Source organism: Abyssisolibacter fermentans, assembly GCF_001559865.1.
In the GTDB taxonomy this organism is placed as follows: Bacteria; Bacillota; Clostridia; order Tissierellales; family MCWD3; genus Abyssisolibacter; species Abyssisolibacter fermentans.
The window spans coordinates 19,122-41,661 of the sequence record NZ_LOHE01000054.1 but is presented as its reverse complement, the minus strand read 5'-3'; the positions used below and the strand labels follow the sequence as shown (position 1 = coordinate 41,661).

Genomic DNA, 22,540 nt, shown 5'->3' with positions numbered 1-22,540 from the left:
ATGGAACTAATAAGTTTACTTAAAACAGCAATTGATAAAGGAGCTTCAGATATACATATAACTGTAGGTAGTGCTCCAGTGATGAGAATAAACGGACAGATGTATTTTATTAATGACAATAAACTAACACCTGATGATACTTTAAATTTTGTAAAAGAAGCTTTAGATGCTGATTGTTTAGAGAAGTTGATAAATATAGGTGAAATTGACACATCTTTATCTATTGCTAAGCTTGGGAGATTTAGAATTAATGCATATAAACAAAGAGGTACATATTCATTAGCTATGAGATCTGTTGGAGCAGATGTTCCTACTATAGAAGACTTGGGACTGCCAAATATTATTAGCGAATTATCCAGAAAAAAACGTGGTTTGATTCTTGTAACTGGTCCAACAGGTAGTGGAAAATCTACAACTTTAGCTACAATGATAAATCAGATAAATGAAGAAGAAAGATGTCATATACTAACACTTGAAGATCCTATTGAATATTTACATAAACATAAAAAAAGCATTGTTAATCAAAGAGAGATAGGAAGTGATTCGAGAAATTTTGCTAATGCTTTAAGGTCATCACTAAGACAGGATCCGGATGTAATACTAGTTGGTGAGATGAGAGATTTGGAAACTATATCAATAGCTTTAACAGCAGCTGAAACAGGTCATTTGGTATTATCTACACTTCATACTATAGGTGCTGCTAAAACAATTGATAGAATTATAGATGTATTTCCAGTCCATCAGCAACAGCAAATCAAAGTGCAGTTATCTGCTGTATTGGAAGGTGTAATTTCTCAACAACTTGTTCCTAGAGTTGATGATAATGGTAGAGTAGCAGCTTTTGAAATAATGACTATAAATAGTGCTATTAGAAATTTGATTAGAGAAGGAAAAACACATCAAATACAAACTGTGATACAGACAGGACATAAATTTGGAATGATTACTATGGACAATTCACTACTCAACCTGTATAGACATGGGAATATTTCAAGACAAGATGTTTTAAACTTTGCAATGGATAAGGATATGGTTAGCAGGTACATTTAAGTATAAAGAGGTGTGTTAATGCCGGAATATAAATATATTGCTATAAACAGAAATGGTGAGAGAATAAATGCAACTTGTAATAAAAAAGATGAAAATGAAGTACTTTCTTTAATTAGAGAAAATGGATACAAGCCTATAAAAATTGATAGAATTGTTCAAAGCAAAAACATTGAGTTTAGTCTTTTTCAAAAAATAAAAACAAGGGATATAGCTTTGTTTTGCAGACAATTTCACGCTATGCTCGATGCAGGACTAACTATTATGGATTGCTTACATATACTAAGATATCAAACACAAAATAAAAAACTCTGTTCGGTTATTAATGATATGTGTGATGATGTACAAAAAGGTACTACTTTTTCTGAAACTATTAATAAACATCCAGATGTTTTTCCAGAGCTTTTATCTAGCATGGTACAAGCTGGTGAAGTCAGCGGAAAGTTGGATCTTATAATGAAAAGAATGGCAGTCCATTACGAAAAAGAAAATAAAATTAACAACAAGATAAAAAGTGCTATGATATATCCAATTGTTTTAAGTGTTATTGCTGTTTGTATAGTTATATTTTTATTAGTATTTGTAATGCCTACTTTTGTGGGCATGTTTGAGGATAGTGGTGTTGAACTACCTGCCGTTACTAGAGCATTGTTAGGCTTTAGTAATATAATAAAAGATTATTGGTACATAATATTTTCTTTGTTGATAATATCTATTATATTTATTAGGAGATATTTTAATAGTGATTCAGGAAAGATGATTTTAGACAGTGTAAAATTAAGGGTTCCTATAGTGAAAAATATGTTGAAGAAGATAATAACGAGTAGATTTACTAGAACTTTAGCAACTTTACTATCTAGTGGTGTACCACTCATAGAAGCTATAGACATTGTTTCTAGAGTAGTAGGTAATAAAGTAGTTGCTAAGGGATTACAAAAAACTAAAGAAGATATAAGCAAAGGTTCTGACTTAGCAAATCCTATAAAAGCAATTGGGGTGTTTCCTCCAATGGTTTTTTCAATGATAAGTATTGGAGAAGAATCTGGTTTATTAGATGATATGCTAGACAAAACCGCTGACTTTTTTGATGATGAAGTAGAAAACACAATGCAAAAGGCAGTAACTTTATTAGAACCCATAATGATTGTAATAATGGCTTTAATCATAGGTTTCATTGTACTAGCAATGGTTATGCCTATGTTTGATATGATTAATACTATTAAGATGTAATACGTTGTTTTGGAAGGAGGTGAAAACATGAAAAAATTAAAGCGTAGGAAAGGTTTTACTTTAATAGAACTTATAGTTGTTATTGCTGTTTTAGGTATATTAACTGCTATTGCTGTACCTAAATATTCTACTATGAAAGATAAGGCAAGAGAAGCAGTTGATATGGAAAATATTATGAATATGCAAAAAGCCGTTGATTTATATTATGCAGAATATGACAAATATCCAAAAGATTCCACAGATTTAAAAGCTGCTATTCTAGATGTATTAGATACAGTTCCTGAACCAAAAGCTTGCACTGTTTTTTATATGGATAAATCGACTGGTAAAGTTAAATCTGGGGCGTCACTTCCAGATTCTGGGGCAGTTGAAATAAAAGAATAATTTATTTTTCTATAGTTATAATAATAAATTAATATTATGATGTTTACATTTTTTGTACTTTAACATAGTTGTATTTGAGAATAACATTGTAAATTTAATCAGGAGGTACACTATGAATTCATTAATAATTATAATATCATTAGTATTTGGTTCTTTTTTAAACGTGTGTATATACCGCATTCCTAGGAATGAATCAATAGTGTACCCCCCATCACACTGCACAAAATGTGGTTCAAGGTTAAAAGTACTTGATTTAATACCAATATTTAGCTACTTGTTTTGTAGAGGAAGGTGCAGGTACTGTGGGGAAAAAATATCTATGCAGTATCCTATAGTTGAACTTCTTAATTGTGCATTGGTATTCTTTGTTTATTTGAAGTACAACCTTTCAATAAGCTTTATAATATATACAGCATTGACTAGTGTATTGATTGTTATAAGCTTCATTGATTACTATCATCAAATTATACCTGATGAACTAGTGATATTTTGTTTGATTTTAGGAATTATTTTTAATTATATTTTTCATAATTTCCTGGGCGGTTTTTTAGGCTTAATAATTGGTGGTGGGTTGTTTTTATTAATTTCATTAGTAAGTAAAGGTAATATGGGCGGTGGTGATATATTACTTATTGGAGCATTAGGTTTTATATTTGGATGGAAAGAAATTTTACTAATTAGTTTATTTTCTTTTGTTATAGGTGCTGTAATATCTGTCGTATTAATATTAGTGGGTATTAAAACAAGAAAGGACTATATACCATTTGGACCTTTTATAGCAATTTCTACATATATTGTCTTATTGTTTGGAAACGAAATGTTAGTATGGTATATACAAAACTACATAAATTTTTAAGAGGTGAATTTTCATATGTTTGGTAAAAAAGTTCTTTCGATAGATTTTGGAAGTAAAAATTTAAAGCTTGTTCAAGCTAAAATTGCAAACAAAAATATTACTATAGAAAAGACAGAAAAGATAGAGTTACCTGATGGGTATATCACAAATGGAGCAATTATAAATCATGCTGAGGTATGTGAACTTATAAAACAAACTATCTTAGATAAGAATTTGAAGGCGGAATATTGTAATGTTACTTTAAACAGCTCTGATATTTTAACTAGAGAAATTATAGTACCTTCTGTAAACAGTGAAGAGTTAAATTCTATGCTGAGATATGAACTAGAAGAATATTTGCCTGTAAATTTAGACAATTACTTTATCGAATGTAAGCAAATTGAAAATATAGATGATAATGATTTAAAAAAACAAAGAGTATTTGTTGCAGTAGCTCCGAAGGTTTTAGTAAATAAGTATATTGAATTGGTTAAAGACATAAAGCTAAAGCCTCTAGTAATGGATATTAACACCAATGCTGTATCTAAGTTATTCATAAAAGAAAATAAGTGTAATAAAACAAAAAAAGCAAATATAGATGAAACATGTGCAATTATAGATATAGGTTATAGTAATATGTGTGTTACAGTAATTACTAATGAAGCAATACAACTAAGCAGATTATTTGAATACGGGGGCAATGATTTAGATGTAAACATAGCTAATGCTTTTAATTTTACGATAAAACAAGCAGAAGAATTAAAACATGAGGGATTAATTAATCTCTTAAATGAAGCAGATAGAAAGATTGTAGATGATATTAATAATAATTTTATTAACAAAATTATAGAAGATATAAACAGAATTTTCAGATACTATACAAACAAAAATCGTGGAAATCAAATAGACAAGCTTTATATTTGTGGGGGGATATCTAATTTAAAAGGATTAGCTGCGTATATATCAAATAGTTTAGAATTACCTGTTTTGAAGTTTGATAAATTAAACAGTATAAGGTTTAATAAAAAAGAGAGTTTTAGCTCGTTAGAATGTTTTGTAAATGCGATTGGTACCTTATATAGAATGGAGTAAAATATGAAGGATATAAATTTTTTTTCATACCATATAAATTCAAAGAAAAAAAATACAAAAAAGAACATGAATGTTTTTGTTTTTATAATTGTATCGATAATAGTTTTTGGGGGTTTTACTGGTTGGGCTAAATGGAAAATTAAAAGTCTTGAACAAGCTATAGATGATACAAATAAAACATTAGAATCTAAGGATTTAATAGATAAAATTACTGAATTGAATGACGATAAACAAAAGAAACGTATAATGATTAAATACTATGATGCTGTAAATGATATCAATGATAAATTTACAAGTATACAAAATATAGAAAGTAATGTAATTTGTAAAATAGCTGAATGTATGCCTAAAAAAATGTCGTTACAGATATTAAGTATTGATGAAAAAGGAATTGTCATGCAAGGTTCATGTAATAACAGAACCTCTATAGCTGAATTTGAGCATAATCTGAAGTTAGTGAATGAATTTAAGCAAGTACATGTAAAAAGTATTGACAATTTGAATGACGAAGAAGATACATATATTTTTACTGTGAATAGTATAATAAACCCAGATTAATCATAGAAAAACAAATAATATGAATAATCAGGGCTGCAAAGGATGGTCAAAATGAATATTAGCAAAAGAGAGAAGATATTACTAGCAATACTAGTAATACTTTTAGGATCTTATTCTTTCTATAATTTCATAGCTTCTCCATATTTAGATGAAATAAATCTACTAAAGCAAGATTTAAATAATAAAACTACGGAATTAAAGAATGTAAATATTAGCAAATCAGAGATAGAAGATATACAAAAAGAGATTAAAGCTTTACATGCCAAGATTTGGACTGTAACAGAAAGATTTTTCCCTTCTTATGAACAAGAAAAAATAATAACTCTACTTGACAAAATGCTTAAGGATTCAAACCTAGACGGTTATTCAATGAGTTTTATACCTGTAGAGATTATAGATATATATGAAGAAAAAGATAATAACAGTAATAATGAAGGTGAAACACTTTTAAATGAAATAGCCGACATTTATTTTTCTCCTGATGACAAAAAACAAAATAAAGAAAATAAAGAAAATAACGAGAAAAATAATGGTGAGCAAAAGCCTATAAAGTTGAAAAAAGCTTCAGTTTCAATTTATTTTAGAGGTAGTTATAATGGTATTATTAATTTTTTAAAAAAGATTGAGCATTATAATAAAAAAATCATAGTGAGTTCATTGAACATTAATGTTTCAAATGACGAAAAAGATTATCTAAATGGAAGTATTATTTTAGATTTATATTCTATTAAAAAGCTTCATAAGCAAGACACTGAGTATTTAGCTTGGGATTATGATAATGATTATGGCAAAAACAATCCATTTTACTACCAAGATAATAGTGTTAGATTTGACGAATTGTATATTGAGGATTTTGTTATGACAGTCAAGCCTGAAAGTTCTGTAATGCCTACTGTAACTATTAAACAAAATAGTGATTATAAAAATGAGACATTTATTTATGCAGATAATAAAGGAATAGAAAATATTGAAATAGAAGTAATATCTAAAGATGATAAGTATTATTATAAATATAAAACAGAAGATATGTCTTATCCAAATGATTATAACAATAGTATTGAATTCATGCCAAATAATGACTTTATTTATATGACTATTTACACTCATGAACGTAATTCTAGAGAAGATATTTCAGGATGCAATATCAAGGCTTCGAATTTAACTGATAAGAGCATGATTATCAGAGTTATAAATGATGATAAAAATAGACCAAGAGTTACAGTGATTAAAAAAGGTAATATAATAATAAAAGATTAATAAGATTATTTTATTATAAAGAATAAAAATAGAATCAAAAAAAGGATTAATAGGTGAAAAGCATGTTTAAGGATAATAGAGGTATTACCTTAATAGAAATTGTAGTTACCATTGCAATATTAGGAATTGTTATAGTTCCAATATATACTATGTTTTTAGCAGGTTTAAAAACGAATGCAAAATCAACTAAATTGATGACAGCAACGGATTTAGCACAAGAATATATGGAAGATATAAAATGTTCAAATTCTGTTATTGTTGGAAAACAAACTATACAAAAAGATGGATACACGATTGATATTAATATACAACCAACTGAATATAGTTTTGGTAGTAATGAAAACACATCAGTAAGTTATGATATGAAAATTATAGTTGATAAAAACGACAAAAACAATGTTTCTGTAAATAATGAGGATGTCTATATTTCATCTGAAGAAGCTGTTTTTGATATTAGTTGTGATGAAACTAGCTTACAACTTAATTTATATGATAATGATATGAAAAAGAAAACAGAAGTAGTTTCAAAAGAACCTAATAAAGCAGGTCATATTTCGGTTGAAGCATATGAAAATATGAATTTTGTTATTAGTGCAAAAAACAACTCAAATAAAGATTTCAAAATAGATTTGTACCAGTCAAAAGATGCTGTAAGTGAATATGAATTAAAATACACAAGCAACAATATTATATTTAAACCAAAGGTTAGTATAGATGATTATAATTATGATAAAGATTTTAGGCTTTATTTAGTAACTATAGATATAAAAAGATTAGATCCGAAAACTAATACTTATACAGTTTTAGATAGTATTAAAAGTTATAAATCCTTTTTTGAATAGGGTGTGGTATTTATGTCTTTATCAGGTAAATTTAAGAAAAGAAGAGGTTCTACATTAATATTACTTTTAAGTATAGTTTCTGTATTGTCTATACTTGGAATAACTATTATGACTATAACTATTTCAGAGTATAAAATGAAGAAATTAGATAGTAAAGCCAAACTTAACTTTTATATGTCAGAAGCAGGTTTGGATGAAGCATATGGTATTATAGGAGAAGTTGTAGAAGAAGCAGTTAATTACGGAAAAGAAAAAGTTAATAATTATATGAATTCATTGGATTTAGAAGCTGAAATGGAAAAAGAAGACAGTCCATACATATTAGAAGACGGCAGTATTAATCATGAACTAATTAAACAAGAACAAAGATTAGTGTTTGAAAACGGATATAAGAAATATATTACTGAGCCTGTTGGTGGAAAATCAAGGGTAATCGATAGTATAGAGAGAGCTTCATATAATATTAATCACAATGGTATAAGACCAGTAGTGGATGTTGAACAAAATATTATTAATTTTGATGATGATAGTTTAATAACTTTAAACGTAAAGTCAACATTTAATAATGACAACATAAAGAAGGTCCTATCAGTACAATATGATATTAATTTAGCAAAGTATAATAAGGATTATAGTATACCTACTGAGATTAGTAAGGTGTTTTATAATACAGGATGGTCCAAGGCTATTACTATAGGTGGCGATTTTGTTTTCAAAAAACAAGGTAATATAAACGGTGGTGAAAATATAGTCAACGGCGATATATATGTTAATGGTAGTTCTTCGAATGCTGGAGGAATTGTTGTTTTGGCTGATGATTCTGACATAAATTTCTATGGGAAATTAATAACAAAAAAAGATACTTTAATTAATTCTTCTGATACTAAGTTTAATATCAATGGAAATCTATACACAAGGAATCTTAAAATAAGCAAGAATACAAATAATGTTGATGTAAACATTGAAAAGCTTGTTGATTTAAAAGGCAGTGTTTATGCTATGGATGATTTAGAGATAAATGGCAGCAAAGCAAATGTTAAGATAAGTGGAGGTTATTATGGACTAGCTGATAATACTGAGTCTAGTATGCATGATAAATCGAGTTGTATTAATATAAATTCAAGTGATTTAGGTAAAGAAGACGGGACTTCTTTAGAAATTGATGGAGAGACATATATTCTAGGAACAGCTTTTATTGATGTTGGTCCTGGTTATGAAACTGGAGAATCTATAGCTGTTAGAGGAAATTATAAAGCATATACATATCCACTAAACGATTTAGGAGACAGAGAAGGAAAGCAAAGTTTAAACAAGGAAAATGTATATTTTGATAGAGAAAACTATATTATACCATTAGTGACAAAATTCAAGAATGGTAAAGATTTAGTTTTATTTGATAAGGATGATTATTTAAAGTTTTATCATCAAGAATATCAAGATTCAAGTAAATTAAATTTAGGTGAAGGTATTAAATTAAGCGACAGTTCTAAAGCATACCATATGGGAGCTATTGTTCATAATGGTACAAGCTTAATAGGTTCAAATTTAAGTAAACAAAGCGGGGATATTTGGAGTTATATTAATGATTTAAAAGAAATATATCATCTGTATGTTGAAAAAATGGGCGACAAGGAAACAAGCAAAGAACAAATGACTTTAAAAGATTATGTAGATTTTGATTCTATGAATCAGGAATATTTGAATATTAAAGATGGGATAAGTAGTGAAATTGTTTTACTTGAAAATACTAATGATGATTATGTTATAATAGGTAAAAATGGAAATCTGACTGATATTCCAGATAGTGCAAAGCATGTTAAATTAGATGATAACAAAAAGGTTAAGGGTATCATTATAACTAATGGGAATTTATATATTACAGGAGAGGTAGATTTTAGAGGAACAATTATATGTAATAAAAATTTATATATGATGGGGAATTCCAAAAAGAAGATTACTTATGACGAGTCCTATATAACCAACGTAATATCTAAGAAAAGTAAAATATTTGATGGCTTATTTAATAATAATTCTAAAGACAATTATATAACTTATAAAGAATATCACAGTAGCACTGAAGGTAGTTTTACTCAAAATAAATTAATTAGCTTCAAGAATTGGAAAATAGATTATTAAAAAAAGGATGATGATTATGTATTGTATTAGAAAAAAAAGAATTATAAGCATGATTCTATCCGTTATATTCACCTTAGGTATATTAACTATCAATAACCCTGCTTTAGCAGTTAACAATGTAAAATTATCTCAAAAAAATGCAGGTGATGAAATTGAATTTGCTGGTATGAAGTGGATATTGCTAGAACCTGATTCTGGTTTTATGATAAGTAAAGATGTTGTAGGTCAAAGCAGGAAATTTGCACAAGATTTTAAAAGTGATATAAGATTTGATACATCAGATATTGAAAATATCGGCTATTGGTTAAATAATGATTTTTTTGAGAATTATTTTACTAATTTGCAAAGAGATTTCATTTTAAATACTAATTGGACAAATGATACAAAAAACAATTCTAATAGTTTTTCGCAAGGAAAGGTAGGGTTAATATCCTATGATGAATACAATAAATATAAGAATATAATCCCAAATTGTAAAAAGCATTTTTGGACTAGAAATAGTAAATCAGATAAAAGGGTTTGGTGTGTTAAAGCAAATGAAAGTATGTATTTAAAAAATGCAACTAGTGATAGCTATGTTAGACCAGTTATATATGTAAACCCAGATTGTTTTGTCAAAGATAATAAAATTATTATAGATATGGATGATCAAGACAAGAAAAAAGCACCTATTAAACTTATAAAAATGACTGATAAGGCGCAGGTAAAGGTAGAAGAGGAAGTAAATATAAAATATACTATACAACCTGAAAGCATACCAGTTTCAGATGTTATACCTGAAATATATTTAAAAGACAAACAAGTTGTTTTGGTAATGGATGTGTCAGGTAGTATGGAAGAATTAATAGAATTTAGTGATAATGAAGATGATGCTAGTAATGAAGATGATTATACAAGTATATTTGATAGTAATCTATGTCCTCAAAATGTAAAATTACACAAAACAGGTAGATATAAATGGTTGAATAATTATTTTGTAACATTTGATAAGCCAAGTGGGTGTGGAAATAATAGAATCTATTATCAAATTTTTTATTCTACTAGAGAGCAAAAAGAAATTGAAAATATGATAAAAAATTATTCATATACAGATTTTTTTAATTTATCAGAAATATATGGTAGAGCTAATTGGGCATCTGCAAATAGAAAAAACCATTTTTATCATTGGCAAAAGAATTTAGAAGGTACTTATTATAATACATCTACTAGATATAATGCATATGTTTTAGCATTTGATTATTTTAATAATAAGGTTGTTGGTTTGAAAAAGGCTGATAAATTAATAAATGAAGTATATAAAAATAAAAGAATAGATGTAATGAAAAATGTTGCTAAAGATTTTGTTTCAAAATTTAAAGGTGAAGCTTCAATAAACTTTGCTTTAGTGCCATATGATAGCATTTCACATGATTATACTTATAATGGAGAGTCTTTTGTTAATATGAAAGATTTATCAAAGTTTGATAAATTATTAGATGATATTGATAAGCTATCTATAAATAATAACAAAAATATGAGGGGCACAAATATAGGAGATGGTCTTCGAAACGCTTATTATAAACTAAGCAAATTTGATAATAACTCAAGCAAAAAATATATAATTTTGATGACTGATGGAGAGCCCACAATCTATAGTTATTACATTAAAAAAGGTAAAAGATATTATTTTGATAGTGAAGGCAAAGCTTATAATGTAGGACCTAAAAAAAATAATGACTATGAACATGGATATGAATATGCATACAAAATCACAAATGAACTTATTGCTAATGGTAGTCAAGATATTGCTCCATTTTTTATAGGGTTTAGTAACGGTGCTAATAAAGAAAAGTTAAAATCATTAAAAGATGCTTGTGGTGGCTATTATAAGGAAGCTTATGACGGCAATGTATTGGAAGATGTTTATAATGAAATAGAAAATCAAATAAAGAGTGATCTACCGATACATGGAGTGTTTTTCAAAGAAACATTTTCTGAAGGCTTTGATATAGTGAATTGTTCAGATAATTTAGTCATTGATGATAATACTGTTACAGGTAACATAGGTAGTATTCTATACAAATTAAATGATGATAAAACTGAATTTGAAGCTGAGCCTATAAATTTTTGGATTAAATTAAAAGCTTTAGAAGCAAATAAAGATTCATTTGGAAAAACAATACCATACTCTGTAAGTTTGGATTCTGCTGGTAATAATATGTCATATATTACTTATCAAGATATTGATGGAGTGCAAAATAAAAAAGAATTTAATCAACTTAATATTACTGTTTATGATACTGAGCTACCACAGTTGAAAGCAGAGTTAATTCAAATAGATGATGATAATTTTAAATTAACTACTACAATAAACAAACCTTGTGATATCTATGTCGGCAAAAAGCTTTCAGAGCAAACTGCTTCTATTGCATACATAGATGCTAAGGATGAATTCAATTTAGGACAAGAAAGTGTTTCTATAGACACATATATCAAAAAAAATGATTTACCAAATGATAGTTTTAATATAACTATTGTTGACGTACCTGAATTTGGTGAAGAAGCCAATTCAGTATCGGAAGTTGTATCAAACTTTGATTTAGATGATGTAAAGTTAAATGAATATGAACATCAAGATGATACTAGACCGGTGATATTAAGTTTTAAAGCACAGTCTAATACTAGTATTTATGAGATTAAAAGAGTGTTTAATATAGATGTTATAGATGAATTTTGGGCTACAAAAACTGATGAATTTTATACAATGAATTTCAAGCTAAACCATCCTCAGGTAATTAACGTAATAAATGAAAATGAAGTAGTTTTCACCAAAGAATTATCTGATGGAAATGTTTCTTTTGATATTAATGAATATTTATTAGAAAGTGGAAACTGTAGAATTGATTTATACGATGAGAATGAAGATATACTAAATACACAACTACTTTTATTAAACTCACTTACTAACCAAGATAATAGTTTAAATAACCTTAATATCATAGCTAGAGATGGCAATAATAATTTTGTGGTTTCGTTAATGAATGAATATGGAAATATAACAAGAAAAATATTTAATATTGATATAGATGCTATTTCACCAAATATTGATGTTCAAGAAATTGAGGGTAATAGGTTTTTAAAACTAACATTTGATGAAATAGTCGATAAAGTAAAGCTATATGTTGACGTGGATGAAAATGAGAATTATACAGAAAACGAATTATATACAAATGATGATGAAGAAATTATTATACAAGAAGATGGACTATCTGCTATTGTAAAACTTGAGAATGATTGGTATAAAAAGAAAGCAATTATAAAAGCTAGAGATGTAGCTAAAAATGTTCGATCTAAAGAATATAGTTTGCCTAATAGAAGAATTTTAGTAGAGAATGGCGTTTATGAGGAAATGACGAATCTTATACAGAATGATGACTTTAGTTTGAATGTAATTAATACCTATAATAACAAGATAGGTATGATTTTATATACTGAAAATAGTAATGTTACATTTGACTTGATATTTAACTATAAAGATGATGTTGGAAGCAATGAAGAAGATATTTTAAATATAAAGCTTATCCAGAGCAATCCAATAGAGATTTATTCATTAGATGAAGATGATAATATTAACATTTTAGATATTAATCAAATAAACATAATTAATAATAACAACACCAACAAGAATAATGAATATTCTATAAGTTTTACTAATAGTGAAAATTTGTCTCATAAAGGTTATTTGATATTTTATAACTTCTTTGTCCAAATAAAAGATAATAGTAAAACACCATTTGATAAAGTAATAAGGGCTAATTTTGATGGAGACTATGATGATGCTGTTATAAGGATACACCAACTTCCTTATACTGAGTAGAAAGGGAGCATGGAATGAATAAGCAGAGAACAGGATTTACATTAATCGAGCTATTGGTAACTCTTGGAATACTTGGACTAATGATAACCGCTTTATTTTCATTTTTTATTGGAAATGTAGATTTTTTCAAAATTACGAGTGATAACATAGATATTCAACAACATGGACAATTTTGTATGAACTATATTGTTGATGAAATAATTGTTACAAGAGATATTAAAAGCAATATACCTCTTAATGAGAGTAATTATTCTGTAGATAAAAAAAATATAAAAAGCATATTATTTAAAATAACTTCAGATGAACAATTATTAGAGTTAGAAGAAGGGGTATTCTATAATTATACTGGATTTAAATATGATAATGATTGCGTATATCAAATTTTCTACTTGGATAATAAAAAAATAGATAAAGAATTTTCTATTGCTAATTACGTTAATAATATTAATTATGAGTTTATATTTATAGAAAGTAAAATAACTGGTGTTAGAATTAATTTAACTTTAATCAAAGGTGATAAGCAAAAAAATATAGAAAATCAAGTTAAGTTTAGAAATATTAATTGTAAGGATTGATATTGTATGAGATTTAATAATAAAGGATTAACCTTAATTGAACTATTGTTAGTCATAGCATTAATTGGTATAATTAGTATTATAGCTATTCCCCAAATTAAGAGCTATGATTATGATTTAGATAGTGATAGTAAAAAGTTATATATGGATATATGTTATATTAGAACTATGGCAATGACTGAGGGTGAAGATTATAAGATTAAGTTATCTGATGGTTTTTATGAGGTTTTAAATGGCAATAAATTGATAAGGAAAGAATTATTTTCAAAGATTTGCGATATAGAAAGTGATATAGGTAATAAAACTATTAAATTCAGACATACGGGATTATTAGATACAAAATTGAACACTAAAAATATAGTAATTAAGTTAGTAAATAAAAAGAATAATAAATACAAGAAAATAGTTATAGTTTCGTATACTGGGAAAATATTATTAGAAAATGAAGTTTAATATTAGCAGAGTACCTATATTTGATATAGTCAGTTAAAAGTATTCTAAGAATTGTTTAGGATACTAATTTTAATAAAGGATTGGGTGATTTATGGAGCAAAATATTATTCTTATAGGATTTATGGGAAGTGGGAAAACGACAAATGGTAGAAGATTAGCAAGAAAACTAAATATGGATTTTATTGATACTGATAGTTTAATAGAAGAAAAAAATAAAATTAGTATTGAAGAAATTTTTAAGAGATATGGAGAAAAATATTTTAGAAAGCTTGAAAATGAGACAATATTAAGTTTATCAAATTGCAAAAATAAAGTAATATCTACAGGTGGTGGAATTATATTAAATAATAGAAATATAGATATTTTAAAAGAAAATGGTATTGTTATATTGTTAGAAAGCTCTGTAGATAATATATGTAATAACTTAAAAAATTCATACAAAAAGAGACCACTAATACAAAAGAAAAACTGGAAGGAAGATGTAAGAATCCTTATGAAAGAAAGAAAAGAAATATATGAAAATAGTGCAGATATTATTGTGAATGTAGATGGAAAAAAACATAATCAAATAGTTAATGAGATATGTTGTATTATTAAGGAGAGAGCATAAATTATTATTTATGGTTAATGTTTGATTAATTGAAGAATAAATTTAATCAATAAAGCATTCATCTTATATGCATAATCTGCAAATATATATGATAAACTTTAGATTTTCTTTGATTATATCTATTCAAGGAAATAAAAATATGTTAGTATAGAATAGTACGTAAAAGGGGAATATATGTTGAATAAAAAGAGAATACTTATAATAAATGGTCCAAATATTAATATGTTGAAAAGCAGAGATTCAATACATTATGGTATTAAGAGCTTAGAAGACATACAAGATATATGTTTAAATAAAGCTAAAGAATTAAGTGTAGATGTAGATTTTTTTCAATCAAATTCAGAAGGTGATATTGTTTCAAAGATTCAAAGTGCTATCAATAAGTACAATGGAGTCATCATAAATCCAGCTGCATATACTCATTATAGTATAGCAATAAGAGATGCACTAGAAATTTTAGATATACCTATAATAGAAGTTCATTTATCTAATATACATAAAAGAGAAGAGTTTAGGCATAAATCTGTTACAGTACCTGTATGTAATGGACAAATCTGCGGTTTGGGTTATATAGGATATGTTTTGGCTATTGAAGCCTTATGTAATGGAATAATGGAATAATAGAAATATCTAAACATTACAAGTTACATTAATGAAATTTAATTAGGATTATATTTTGCTATTAAAGCATTTATATATTTAATATTAGTAGGAGGTTGAATAATGATTTCAGCAGGTAGTTTTAAAAAAGGACTTACTTTAGAAATGAATGGAGATATTTATCAAATAATTGATTTCCAGCATGTTAAACCAGGAAAAGGAGCAGCTTTTGTAAGAGCTAAAATAAAAAACCTTAAAACTGGTGCTATAAAAGAGGATACTTTTAATCCAAATGATAAATATCCGAAAGCTCATATAGAAACAAAAGAAATGCAATATTTATATAATGATGGTGAATTATATTATTTCATGGATAACGAAACATATGAACAAATTGCATTAAATTTTGATCAAGTTGAAGAAGCAATTAAATTCTTAAAAGAAAATGACAATGCTATGATGAAGTTCTATGAAGGAAAGCCTTTCCAAATAGATGCACCTAATTTTGTGGAATTAGAAATAACTCATACTGAACCTGGGGTTAAAGGAGATACTGCTACAGGTGCTAATAAGCCTGCAACAGTTGAAACAGGAGCAGTTGTGAATGTGCCTTTATTTGTTAATATAGGTGATGTAATAAAAATTGATACTCGAACAAGTGAGTATCTATCAAGAGTTTAGGTTATAATAATAAGAAGACTTGAGAGGAGGATTATAATGGATTATTTATACGAAAAAATAAGTTATTTACAAGGTTTAGCAGAGGGTTTAGGAGTAGATGATTCTACTAAAGAAGGTAAATTACTAGTTAAAATTATTGATACTTTAGAAGATTTCGCTGATGCTATAGATGATTTACAAGATCAACAAGATGAAATGGCTGAATATGTAGAGTTCATGGATGAAGATTTATCTGATGTTGAAGAAGACATGTATGGTGAAGAAGACTTCGACGATGAAGAAGATTATTATGATGAAATATGTGATTGTGAAGAAGATCATATTTGCAGATGTGATGAATAATCAGGATTAATTTCCTGATTTTAATCAGAGAACTAAAATCTCTTTCATCTAAAATAAATAAAGATATGTAAAACTAGACTTTTTAAAAGGTCTAGTTTTTTTAAGCAGAGAACCCAAATCTATGATTTGGTGTGAGTCGCTTACTGCTAGGAACGAAGTGAGTAGGAGTTACAGCTTGAAAGATTAATAAAAGAGAAATAAAAAAGTAAAAATTAGAAAATAAAAAAACATAAAAACTGTGTAAGGCAAAGATTAAGAAAGCAGGGAACAAAATCTACGATTTTTGTGAGTCGCTTACTCATATGAATATGAGGTACAACTCCGCTTACTGCTAGGAACGAAGTGAGTAGGAGTTTCATCTATTACTGATGTATTATAAAAATCATATACAATTATATGGTTGTATAGTTTCAAAATGGAAACTGTGATATAATATGTGATGCAATATATTTTGGTCTTATGTTTTAGAACTATTTATAATAAATAAGAGGGGGTTTTTATTATGTATAAGGTTTATGAAACTGAAAGACTTATTTTAAAGGTAATAGATGAATCATATGCTCAATTGGTATTGGATTATTTTACTAGAAATAAGGAGCATTTAAGAAAATTTGACCCTTTGAGAAAAGAAAGCTTTTATAAATTAGTGAATTTTCATAATTTTTTGATTAAGGAACTAAAGGAAATAGATGAAAAAAAACAAATAAGGCTTTGGATATTTAAAAAAGAAGATAGAAATTTTGAGAAAATAATTGGAACAATTTGTTTTAGTCATATTGTAAGAGGTTTCTTTTTATCGTGTTATGTAGGTTATAGTATTGATAATGAAGAAACTAATAAAGGATATATTACAGAAGTATTAAAAAAAGGAATAGATATAATGTTTAATGAATACAAACTTCATAGAATTGAAGCTGCTGTAATGCCTAATAACTTACCTTCATTAAAGGTACTAGAGAAACTTAACTTTAGTAATGAAGGTTTATCGAAAAAATATCAAAAGATTAACGGTAAGTGGGAAGACCATATACATATGGTTTTATTGAATTCAGAAATTGAGTAAATAAAAAGTCGCTAATATAGTGGCTTTTTTTAATGCTTTCATTTGTATAAAATAATGAAACCTTTTGAATTATAAATGATTTTTTATGAAATAAACAAGCATAAAATTTTATTTATCTTAATACTATTATATAAAGGAGAGACAAGTTATGAACAATGAAAATAATTTTAATTTCAAAAAAAAATTAAATGAAAATACTAGATTTGATGATATTTTGAAGTATGTTGATATTGAAATAAGAAATATTTTGAGCAAAATATCATCAAAACATAAAAAAGTAATCGAAGAAATTAGACTTAGGGTTAATCAACCCTTAATGTTGAGTTTAAATGGACTAGATTATTTTATTGATAATTTCAGCCAGCTTTATACTAATCCGAAAACTGATTTCTATATAGTAGAGAAAAAATTTATAGATAAAACCTTTCAGTTATGTTGTAATCATTCAATCTACGCCTATGAAGAAGATATTAAAAGAGGTTTTATAACTTTAAAGGGTGGACATAGAATTGGTATTGTAGGTAGTGCTATTCATGGAAATAAAGGTATTGAAACAATAAAAGATATTACTTCTTTAAATTTGAGAATATCAAAAGAAATAATTGGTACATCAGATAAGATACTGCCTTACGTTATAAAAAATGAAGATACAATATATCATACTTTAATAGTATCACCGCCGCAATGTGGTAAGACAACCCTATTAAGAGATCTTATAAGAAATATTAGCAATGGTACAAAATTGAAGGATTTTAAGGGACTAAAGGTTGGAGTTTTAGATGAAAGATTAGAAATATCAGGTATGTATAATGGTATACCTCAAATGAATTTAGGTATTAGAACTGATGTATTGACATCTTGTCCCAAATATGAAGGAATAATGTTGCTTATCAGATCAATGTCACCTCAAGTTATAGCTACAGATGAATTAGGTGGGAAAAATGATATTGTAGCAATTCATGAAGCTTTAAAAGCTGGTATTAAGCTAATAGCCACAGTACATGGAGAAAATTTAAATGATATAATGAGAAAACCATATTTAGATGAAATTATGAAAGAAAATATTTTTGAAAAGATTATAATATTAGACAATTCAAATGGTATTGGAACCATAAAAGATGTTATTAATTGTGATAAAAAACTCTATAGAAAAAAGGAGAATTATAATGCTTATAATAAAAATTCTAGGCAGCCTGATGGTAGTTATATCTTGTAGCATCTTTGGTTTTAATATAGGTACTAAATATAGAATAAGGGTTAACAATCTTAATTATCTTTTAAACTGTATTAGGATTTTAGAAACAGAAATAGTATATATGTCAAATCCAGTTAATGAAGCACTACATAATATTTATTCAAAATGTAATAAGAGTTATTCGTATATTTTTAGAGATATTGCAATAATGCTCGAGGATGAAGATTGTATAAATGTAGCAAATTGTTTTAAAATAGTTGGATATAAAAATTTCAAAAAGCTTGCTTTTAATAGTGAAGATATAGAAATATTCTTGTCTATTGGTTCAATCTTGGGTACATCTGATAGACAGGATCAAAAGAAACATTTGAATGCAATATCAGTTCAAATTATCAATCAATTAAAAGAAGCAAAGGAAGAAATGAAAAAAAATGAAAAGCTGTACAACAAATTAGGAATATTAACAGGTTTGAGTATAGCTATAATACTATTTTAATTAATTATTATCAAATGTTTACGGAGAGGGGAACCCTCTAATAATCTTTGATGGTTCCGACAAGAGTCCGTTCCTATTGATTTAAGTAGGAGTGATGAAGAAACGAACTCTTGAAGTCACCTTTCAAAGAAACATTAGAGTTTTCCTTATAGGGCTGTGTGTTGGTAATTATTTTAATAATACTATTTAGAAAAGAGGGGTGCTTATAGTGGAAATAGATATAATATTTAAAATTGCGGGAATAGGTATTTTAATAGCAGTATTAAATCAAGTACTAAAAAAAGCAGGGAGTGAAGATCACGCTATGGTTACAACTATAGCTGGCATAGTTGTGGTTTTAACAATGGTTATAGGTATGATAAGCAGGTTATTTAACGAAGTGAAAACAGTATTTAAATTATATTGAAGAGGTAGAAATATGGAGATATTTCAAATCGTAGGTATTGGTATAGTAGCTACTATTTTAGCAGTACTTTTAAAGGAGCAAAAGAGTGAAATGTCCTTGTATATAAGCATAGCTACAGGACTTTTGATTTTTTTTATAATAATAAGTAAATTAGAGTATGTTATAGAGACATTGGAAGATTTAGCAAACAAAGTTGACATAAATTTTGTATACACAACGGTTGTTTTAAAGATTGTTGGAATTTCGTATGTTGCTGAGTTTGGTGCTCAAATTGCTAAAGACGCAAAGCAAAATACAATAGGTCAAAAAATTGAATTAGCAGGTAAGGTAATAATAATGGTTATTTCAATACCAATTTTTATAGGGGTTATGGATTTAATAGTAAATATAATGCCGTAAGGGGATAAAAATGAAAAGAAAAATAGCTATTTTAATAAGTATTTTGTTGTTTTTATTAACAATAAATACAGGATATTGTAATGATAACGAAGACTCTGGTTTCATAGAAAAAACTGCTGAAGGTATTATTAATGACCAAATAAATAATTTGGATTTAAATGAACTATTAAAACAAATACAGGATGTTAATAGTTCATCTGGTGAATATTTACCAAAGATTAATTTTAAAGAATTTTTAACTGCTCTTATTAAAGGAGAAAAGATACTAGATTCAGGAGAAATATTAAATGGTATGTTAAAAATGATTTTTAGCGAGGTAAGAAATAATATATCAATATTAGCCAAGCTATTAATTTTATCCATCATATGTGGAGTGCTTATGAATCTTAGAAATGCATTTAACAATGATTCAATAAGTGAAGTTGCATACTTAGCTTGTTATATAGTTATTATGTCTATTGTTATAAAGAGTTGTTTGACAGGTATACGGATAGGTAAAGAAGCAATAGATCAAATGGTTTCTTTTATGCAAGCACTTTTTCCAACTATGATGATATTGTTAGCTGCAATGGGTGGAATAACTAGCTCTGCAATATTCCAACCTATTATATTAGGTACTATGACTACTGTAAGTGTAATTATTAAAGAGATAATAATACCTTTAATATATTTTTCTTCTATTATTGGCTTAATTAATAACATTTCTAACAAAGTTCAAATATCAAAGTTAGCACAATTAATGAGACAGGTAAGTGTAGTTATAATTGGAGTATGTTTTACTATTTTCATGGGAATATTATCGATTCAAGGTATGACAGCAGCAAATGTAGATGGAGTTACCATAAGAACTGCCAAATTTGCAATAGATAGCTTTATTCCAATAGTTGGAGGATATTTGTCAGAAGCAGTAGATACAGTTATAGGTTGTTCAATGTTATTAAAAAATGCTATTGGAGTAGTAGGTTTAATCACTTTATTTATTATTTGTATTATACCTTGTATCAAGATAATGTCTCTTATTATTATATACAAATTCACAGCTGCTCTAATACAACCTATTGCTGATAAAAAGTTAGTAGAGAGTATTTCAGAGATAAGTAAAGCTTTTGTTTTAGTATTAGCTGCTGTAATATCTGTTGCATTAATGTTTTTTATTACAATAACAATAATAATTACAGCTGGAAAAATGACTATTATGCTAAGGTAGGTGAGTGAATGGCAATAGCTTTAAAATCATGGGTTTCTAATATAGTTTTTATAAGCTTTTTTCTGATAATATTAGAGAATATTTTACCTAATAGCAGTATAAAGAGATATGTAAAAATGATAGTGGGACTTTTGCTTATAATTGTTATTATTAAACCAATAACAACTGTTATAGAAGGAGATTTAACCTTTGATAGTAATTGTTATAAACAATTAAATATGTATGCCGAGTATAATGAAAAAAATAATGAAGAATATGCTCAATCTCAAAAAAAGTATATAAAAGAAGTGTATGTTAACAGGATCAAAGATGACATAACTAAATACGTAGAAGTTAATAGTAATTATTATATTAATGATATAAAACTAGAAATTGAAGATGAAAATACTGATACAGTCGGTTCTATTAAATCTTTAAATTTAAAAGTATCTAATAGAGAAGTTGAAAAAAATAAGGATAATAAAATAAATATTGAAAAAGTGAATATTACATCAGTACAAAATAAAAAAAATATAGTTGACAAAAAAATAAAAAATGATGCTTTAGTAAAAGGATTATCGGAAAATTATGGTATTAAACAAAGTGATATATGTATATACATGAATAATAAGGATGAATAGGAGGTAACGAAGCTAAAATGAGTTTTAAAGAAACTATAAATAAATTTATAGGTAGTAATGATAAAAAAGCAAATAATTTAATTTTCTTATTAATTATTGGAATATTATTATTGATAGGTTCAACCTATTTTTCGGATGATAGCAAAAAAAATGAAGATTTGAGTGATGACCAACCTGTTCAAAGCTCATCCATTTTCACTAATCAAAATTCAAAAGATATAATTGATAATTATGCCAATAATATTGAAAACAAGCTTGAAGATATTCTGAGTAAAATTAGAGGAGTTGGCAGTGTAGAGGTTATGGTTACATTAGAAGATACTGCTGAAAGAATACCAGCAATTAATACTACTACTATAATAGAAAAAACTGATGAAAAGGACTATCAAGGTGGTACGCGAGCTACTAATAAAGAGAATGAAATAAATGAAATTGTAACGAAATCAAGTGATGAAGAGGGGCTTGTGATTCTCAAAGAAATAAAACCAAAAGTAAAGGGTGTAATCGTTGTTGCGCAAGGGGTAGATAATATTAAAGTAAAGGAAGACCTATATTCAGCTGTCAAAACAGTGTTAGGTCTATCTGGTAATAAAGTAGAAGTATTTTTAAGTGATTAATATATAATAGGTAGTTGCAAAACTAAAATAAAAAAATGT

24 protein-coding genes are annotated in these 22,540 nt (G+C 26.9%); all 24 read left to right on the top strand.

Translation table 11 applies throughout. From position 1 onward, the window contains the following. The 24 genes from AYC61_RS09110 (at position 1) to spoIIIAG (ending at position 22,501) form a co-directional block, all read left to right on the top strand. Positions 1 to 1,050, top strand: coding sequence for a type IV pilus twitching motility protein PilT (locus AYC61_RS09110; protein WP_066500337.1), 1,050 nt, complete (start codon positions 1 to 3; stop codon positions 1,048 to 1,050). 18 nt (positions 1,051 to 1,068) lie between these two features. Beyond that, positions 1,069 to 2,277, top strand: a complete 1,209-nt coding sequence (locus AYC61_RS09105; protein ID WP_066500334.1) for a type II secretion system F family protein — start codon at positions 1,069 to 1,071, stop codon at positions 2,275 to 2,277. Positions 2,278 to 2,304: 27 nt separating this feature from the next. Next, positions 2,305 to 2,661, top strand: a complete 357-nt coding sequence (locus AYC61_RS09100) for a type II secretion system protein (RefSeq protein ID WP_066500332.1) — start codon at positions 2,305 to 2,307, stop codon at positions 2,659 to 2,661. A 112-nt stretch (positions 2,662 to 2,773) separates the two neighbouring features. Next, on the top strand, positions 2,774 to 3,517 hold the full coding sequence (locus AYC61_RS09095) for a prepilin peptidase (RefSeq protein WP_066500329.1): 744 nt from the start codon (positions 2,774 to 2,776) through the stop codon (positions 3,515 to 3,517). A gap of 15 nt (positions 3,518 to 3,532) precedes the next feature. Beyond that, entirely contained in the window at positions 3,533 to 4,588 is a 1,056-nt protein-coding gene (gene pilM / locus AYC61_RS09090; RefSeq protein ID WP_066500326.1) for a type IV pilus assembly protein PilM, read from the top strand. Positions 4,589 to 4,591: 3 nt separating this feature from the next. After that, complete coding sequence (locus AYC61_RS09085; protein WP_066500323.1) at positions 4,592 to 5,146, top strand: PilN domain-containing protein; 555 nt, start codon at positions 4,592 to 4,594, stop codon at positions 5,144 to 5,146. A 51-nt stretch (positions 5,147 to 5,197) separates the two neighbouring features. Then, entirely contained in the window at positions 5,198 to 6,403 is a 1,206-nt protein-coding gene (locus AYC61_RS09080) for a hypothetical protein (RefSeq protein WP_066500320.1), read from the top strand. A gap of 62 nt (positions 6,404 to 6,465) precedes the next feature. Then, positions 6,466 to 7,245: a type IV pilus modification PilV family protein gene (locus AYC61_RS09075; RefSeq protein ID WP_066500316.1), complete on the top strand. Its 780-nt coding sequence runs from the start codon at positions 6,466 to 6,468 to the stop codon at positions 7,243 to 7,245. A 12-nt stretch (positions 7,246 to 7,257) separates the two neighbouring features. Then, complete coding sequence (locus AYC61_RS09070; RefSeq protein WP_066500315.1) at positions 7,258 to 9,381, top strand: pilus assembly PilX N-terminal domain-containing protein; 2,124 nt, start codon at positions 7,258 to 7,260, stop codon at positions 9,379 to 9,381. A gap of 16 nt (positions 9,382 to 9,397) precedes the next feature. Further along, positions 9,398 to 13,237, top strand: a complete 3,840-nt coding sequence (locus AYC61_RS09065) for a vWA domain-containing protein (protein ID WP_066500310.1) — start codon at positions 9,398 to 9,400, stop codon at positions 13,235 to 13,237. Between the two features lie 14 nt (positions 13,238 to 13,251). Continuing rightward, on the top strand, positions 13,252 to 13,812 hold the full coding sequence (locus AYC61_RS09060) for a PilW family protein (RefSeq protein WP_066500305.1): 561 nt from the start codon (positions 13,252 to 13,254) through the stop codon (positions 13,810 to 13,812). A 6-nt stretch (positions 13,813 to 13,818) separates the two neighbouring features. After that, positions 13,819 to 14,265 carry a prepilin-type N-terminal cleavage/methylation domain-containing protein gene (locus AYC61_RS09055; protein ID WP_066500299.1) on the top strand — a complete coding sequence of 149 codons (447 nt, stop codon included), beginning with the start codon at positions 13,819 to 13,821 and terminating at the stop codon, positions 14,263 to 14,265. 91 nt (positions 14,266 to 14,356) lie between these two features. After that, complete coding sequence (locus tag AYC61_RS09050; protein ID WP_066500295.1) at positions 14,357 to 14,875, top strand: shikimate kinase; 519 nt, start codon at positions 14,357 to 14,359, stop codon at positions 14,873 to 14,875. A gap of 174 nt (positions 14,876 to 15,049) precedes the next feature. Then, positions 15,050 to 15,496, top strand: a complete 447-nt coding sequence (aroQ, locus tag AYC61_RS09045) for a type II 3-dehydroquinate dehydratase (protein WP_066500287.1) — start codon at positions 15,050 to 15,052, stop codon at positions 15,494 to 15,496. Positions 15,497 to 15,598: 102 nt separating this feature from the next. Then, a complete protein-coding gene (efp, locus tag AYC61_RS09040) occupies positions 15,599 to 16,156 on the top strand; it encodes an elongation factor P (RefSeq protein ID WP_066500281.1) in 558 nt (185 codons plus the stop codon). A 36-nt stretch (positions 16,157 to 16,192) separates the two neighbouring features. Next, entirely contained in the window at positions 16,193 to 16,498 is a 306-nt protein-coding gene (locus AYC61_RS09035; RefSeq protein WP_066500277.1) for a CD1247 N-terminal domain-containing protein, read from the top strand. A gap of 502 nt (positions 16,499 to 17,000) precedes the next feature. Beyond that, the gene (locus AYC61_RS09030; protein WP_066500272.1) at positions 17,001 to 17,561 is read left to right on the top strand and encodes a GNAT family N-acetyltransferase; all 561 of its coding nucleotides are present in this window, start codon (positions 17,001 to 17,003) and stop codon (positions 17,559 to 17,561) included. A gap of 148 nt (positions 17,562 to 17,709) precedes the next feature. Next, positions 17,710 to 18,777 (top strand): stage III sporulation protein AA, encoded by a 1,068-nt coding sequence (gene spoIIIAA / locus AYC61_RS09025; RefSeq protein WP_082759877.1) that lies wholly within the window; start codon positions 17,710 to 17,712, stop codon positions 18,775 to 18,777. Then, the gene (locus AYC61_RS09020) at positions 18,728 to 19,252 is read left to right on the top strand and encodes a stage III sporulation protein AB (protein WP_066500270.1); all 525 of its coding nucleotides are present in this window, start codon (positions 18,728 to 18,730) and stop codon (positions 19,250 to 19,252) included. Before spoIIIAA ends, AYC61_RS09020 begins: the two co-directional genes overlap by 50 nt. A 208-nt stretch (positions 19,253 to 19,460) precedes the next feature. Further along, positions 19,461 to 19,658, top strand: coding sequence for a stage III sporulation protein AC (gene spoIIIAC, locus AYC61_RS09015; RefSeq protein WP_066500264.1), 198 nt, complete (start codon positions 19,461 to 19,463; stop codon positions 19,656 to 19,658). Between the two features lie 12 nt (positions 19,659 to 19,670). Then, positions 19,671 to 20,057 carry a stage III sporulation protein AD gene (gene spoIIIAD, locus AYC61_RS09010; RefSeq protein ID WP_066500260.1) on the top strand — a complete coding sequence of 129 codons (387 nt, stop codon included), beginning with the start codon at positions 19,671 to 19,673 and terminating at the stop codon, positions 20,055 to 20,057. A 10-nt stretch (positions 20,058 to 20,067) separates the two neighbouring features. Beyond that, complete coding sequence (gene spoIIIAE, locus AYC61_RS09005; protein WP_066500256.1) at positions 20,068 to 21,264, top strand: stage III sporulation protein AE; 1,197 nt, start codon at positions 20,068 to 20,070, stop codon at positions 21,262 to 21,264. A gap of 8 nt (positions 21,265 to 21,272) precedes the next feature. Beyond that, positions 21,273 to 21,884, top strand: coding sequence for a stage III sporulation protein AF (spoIIIAF, locus tag AYC61_RS09000; RefSeq protein WP_066500254.1), 612 nt, complete (start codon positions 21,273 to 21,275; stop codon positions 21,882 to 21,884). A gap of 17 nt (positions 21,885 to 21,901) precedes the next feature. Next, positions 21,902 to 22,501, top strand: a complete 600-nt coding sequence (gene spoIIIAG / locus AYC61_RS08995) for a stage III sporulation protein AG (RefSeq protein ID WP_066500252.1) — start codon at positions 21,902 to 21,904, stop codon at positions 22,499 to 22,501. The last annotated feature ends 39 nt before the right edge of the window (positions 22,502 to 22,540 follow it).

What these genes read in the sequence shown, in the direction of transcription:
- spoIIIAA (WP_082759877.1), top strand. Translation starts at nt 17,710, where the DNA reads ATGAACAATGAAAATAATTTTAATTTCAAAAAAAAATTAAATGAAAAT.
- spoIIIAE (WP_066500256.1), top strand. Translation starts at nt 20,068, where the DNA reads ATGAAAAGAAAAATAGCTATTTTAATAAGTATTTTGTTGTTTTTATTA.
- AYC61_RS09020 (WP_066500270.1), top strand. Translation starts at nt 18,728, where the DNA reads ATGCTTATAATAAAAATTCTAGGCAGCCTGATGGTAGTTATATCTTGT.
- AYC61_RS09035 (WP_066500277.1), top strand. Translation starts at nt 16,193, where the DNA reads ATGGATTATTTATACGAAAAAATAAGTTATTTACAAGGTTTAGCAGAG.
- AYC61_RS09085 (WP_066500323.1), top strand. Translation starts at nt 4,592, where the DNA reads ATGAAGGATATAAATTTTTTTTCATACCATATAAATTCAAAGAAAAAA.
- AYC61_RS09065 (WP_066500310.1), top strand. Translation starts at nt 9,398, where the DNA reads ATGTATTGTATTAGAAAAAAAAGAATTATAAGCATGATTCTATCCGTT.
- AYC61_RS09055 (WP_066500299.1), top strand. Translation starts at nt 13,819, where the DNA reads ATGAGATTTAATAATAAAGGATTAACCTTAATTGAACTATTGTTAGTC.
- AYC61_RS09095 (WP_066500329.1), top strand. Translation starts at nt 2,774, where the DNA reads ATGAATTCATTAATAATTATAATATCATTAGTATTTGGTTCTTTTTTA.
- AYC61_RS09050 (WP_066500295.1), top strand. Translation starts at nt 14,357, where the DNA reads ATGGAGCAAAATATTATTCTTATAGGATTTATGGGAAGTGGGAAAACG.
- AYC61_RS09030 (WP_066500272.1), top strand. Translation starts at nt 17,001, where the DNA reads ATGTATAAGGTTTATGAAACTGAAAGACTTATTTTAAAGGTAATAGAT.
- spoIIIAF (WP_066500254.1), top strand. Translation starts at nt 21,273, where the DNA reads ATGGCAATAGCTTTAAAATCATGGGTTTCTAATATAGTTTTTATAAGC.
- AYC61_RS09110 (WP_066500337.1), top strand. Translation starts at nt 1, where the DNA reads ATGGAACTAATAAGTTTACTTAAAACAGCAATTGATAAAGGAGCTTCA.
- AYC61_RS09100 (WP_066500332.1), top strand. Translation starts at nt 2,305, where the DNA reads ATGAAAAAATTAAAGCGTAGGAAAGGTTTTACTTTAATAGAACTTATA.
- efp (WP_066500281.1), top strand. Translation starts at nt 15,599, where the DNA reads ATGATTTCAGCAGGTAGTTTTAAAAAAGGACTTACTTTAGAAATGAAT.
- aroQ (WP_066500287.1), top strand. Translation starts at nt 15,050, where the DNA reads ATGTTGAATAAAAAGAGAATACTTATAATAAATGGTCCAAATATTAAT.
- AYC61_RS09075 (WP_066500316.1), top strand. Translation starts at nt 6,466, where the DNA reads ATGTTTAAGGATAATAGAGGTATTACCTTAATAGAAATTGTAGTTACC.
- spoIIIAD (WP_066500260.1), top strand. Translation starts at nt 19,671, where the DNA reads ATGGAGATATTTCAAATCGTAGGTATTGGTATAGTAGCTACTATTTTA.
- pilM (WP_066500326.1), top strand. Translation starts at nt 3,533, where the DNA reads ATGTTTGGTAAAAAAGTTCTTTCGATAGATTTTGGAAGTAAAAATTTA.
- spoIIIAG (WP_066500252.1), top strand. Translation starts at nt 21,902, where the DNA reads ATGAGTTTTAAAGAAACTATAAATAAATTTATAGGTAGTAATGATAAA.
- AYC61_RS09105 (WP_066500334.1), top strand. Translation starts at nt 1,069, where the DNA reads ATGCCGGAATATAAATATATTGCTATAAACAGAAATGGTGAGAGAATA.
- AYC61_RS09060 (WP_066500305.1), top strand. Translation starts at nt 13,252, where the DNA reads ATGAATAAGCAGAGAACAGGATTTACATTAATCGAGCTATTGGTAACT.
- AYC61_RS09070 (WP_066500315.1), top strand. Translation starts at nt 7,258, where the DNA reads ATGTCTTTATCAGGTAAATTTAAGAAAAGAAGAGGTTCTACATTAATA.
- AYC61_RS09080 (WP_066500320.1), top strand. Translation starts at nt 5,198, where the DNA reads ATGAATATTAGCAAAAGAGAGAAGATATTACTAGCAATACTAGTAATA.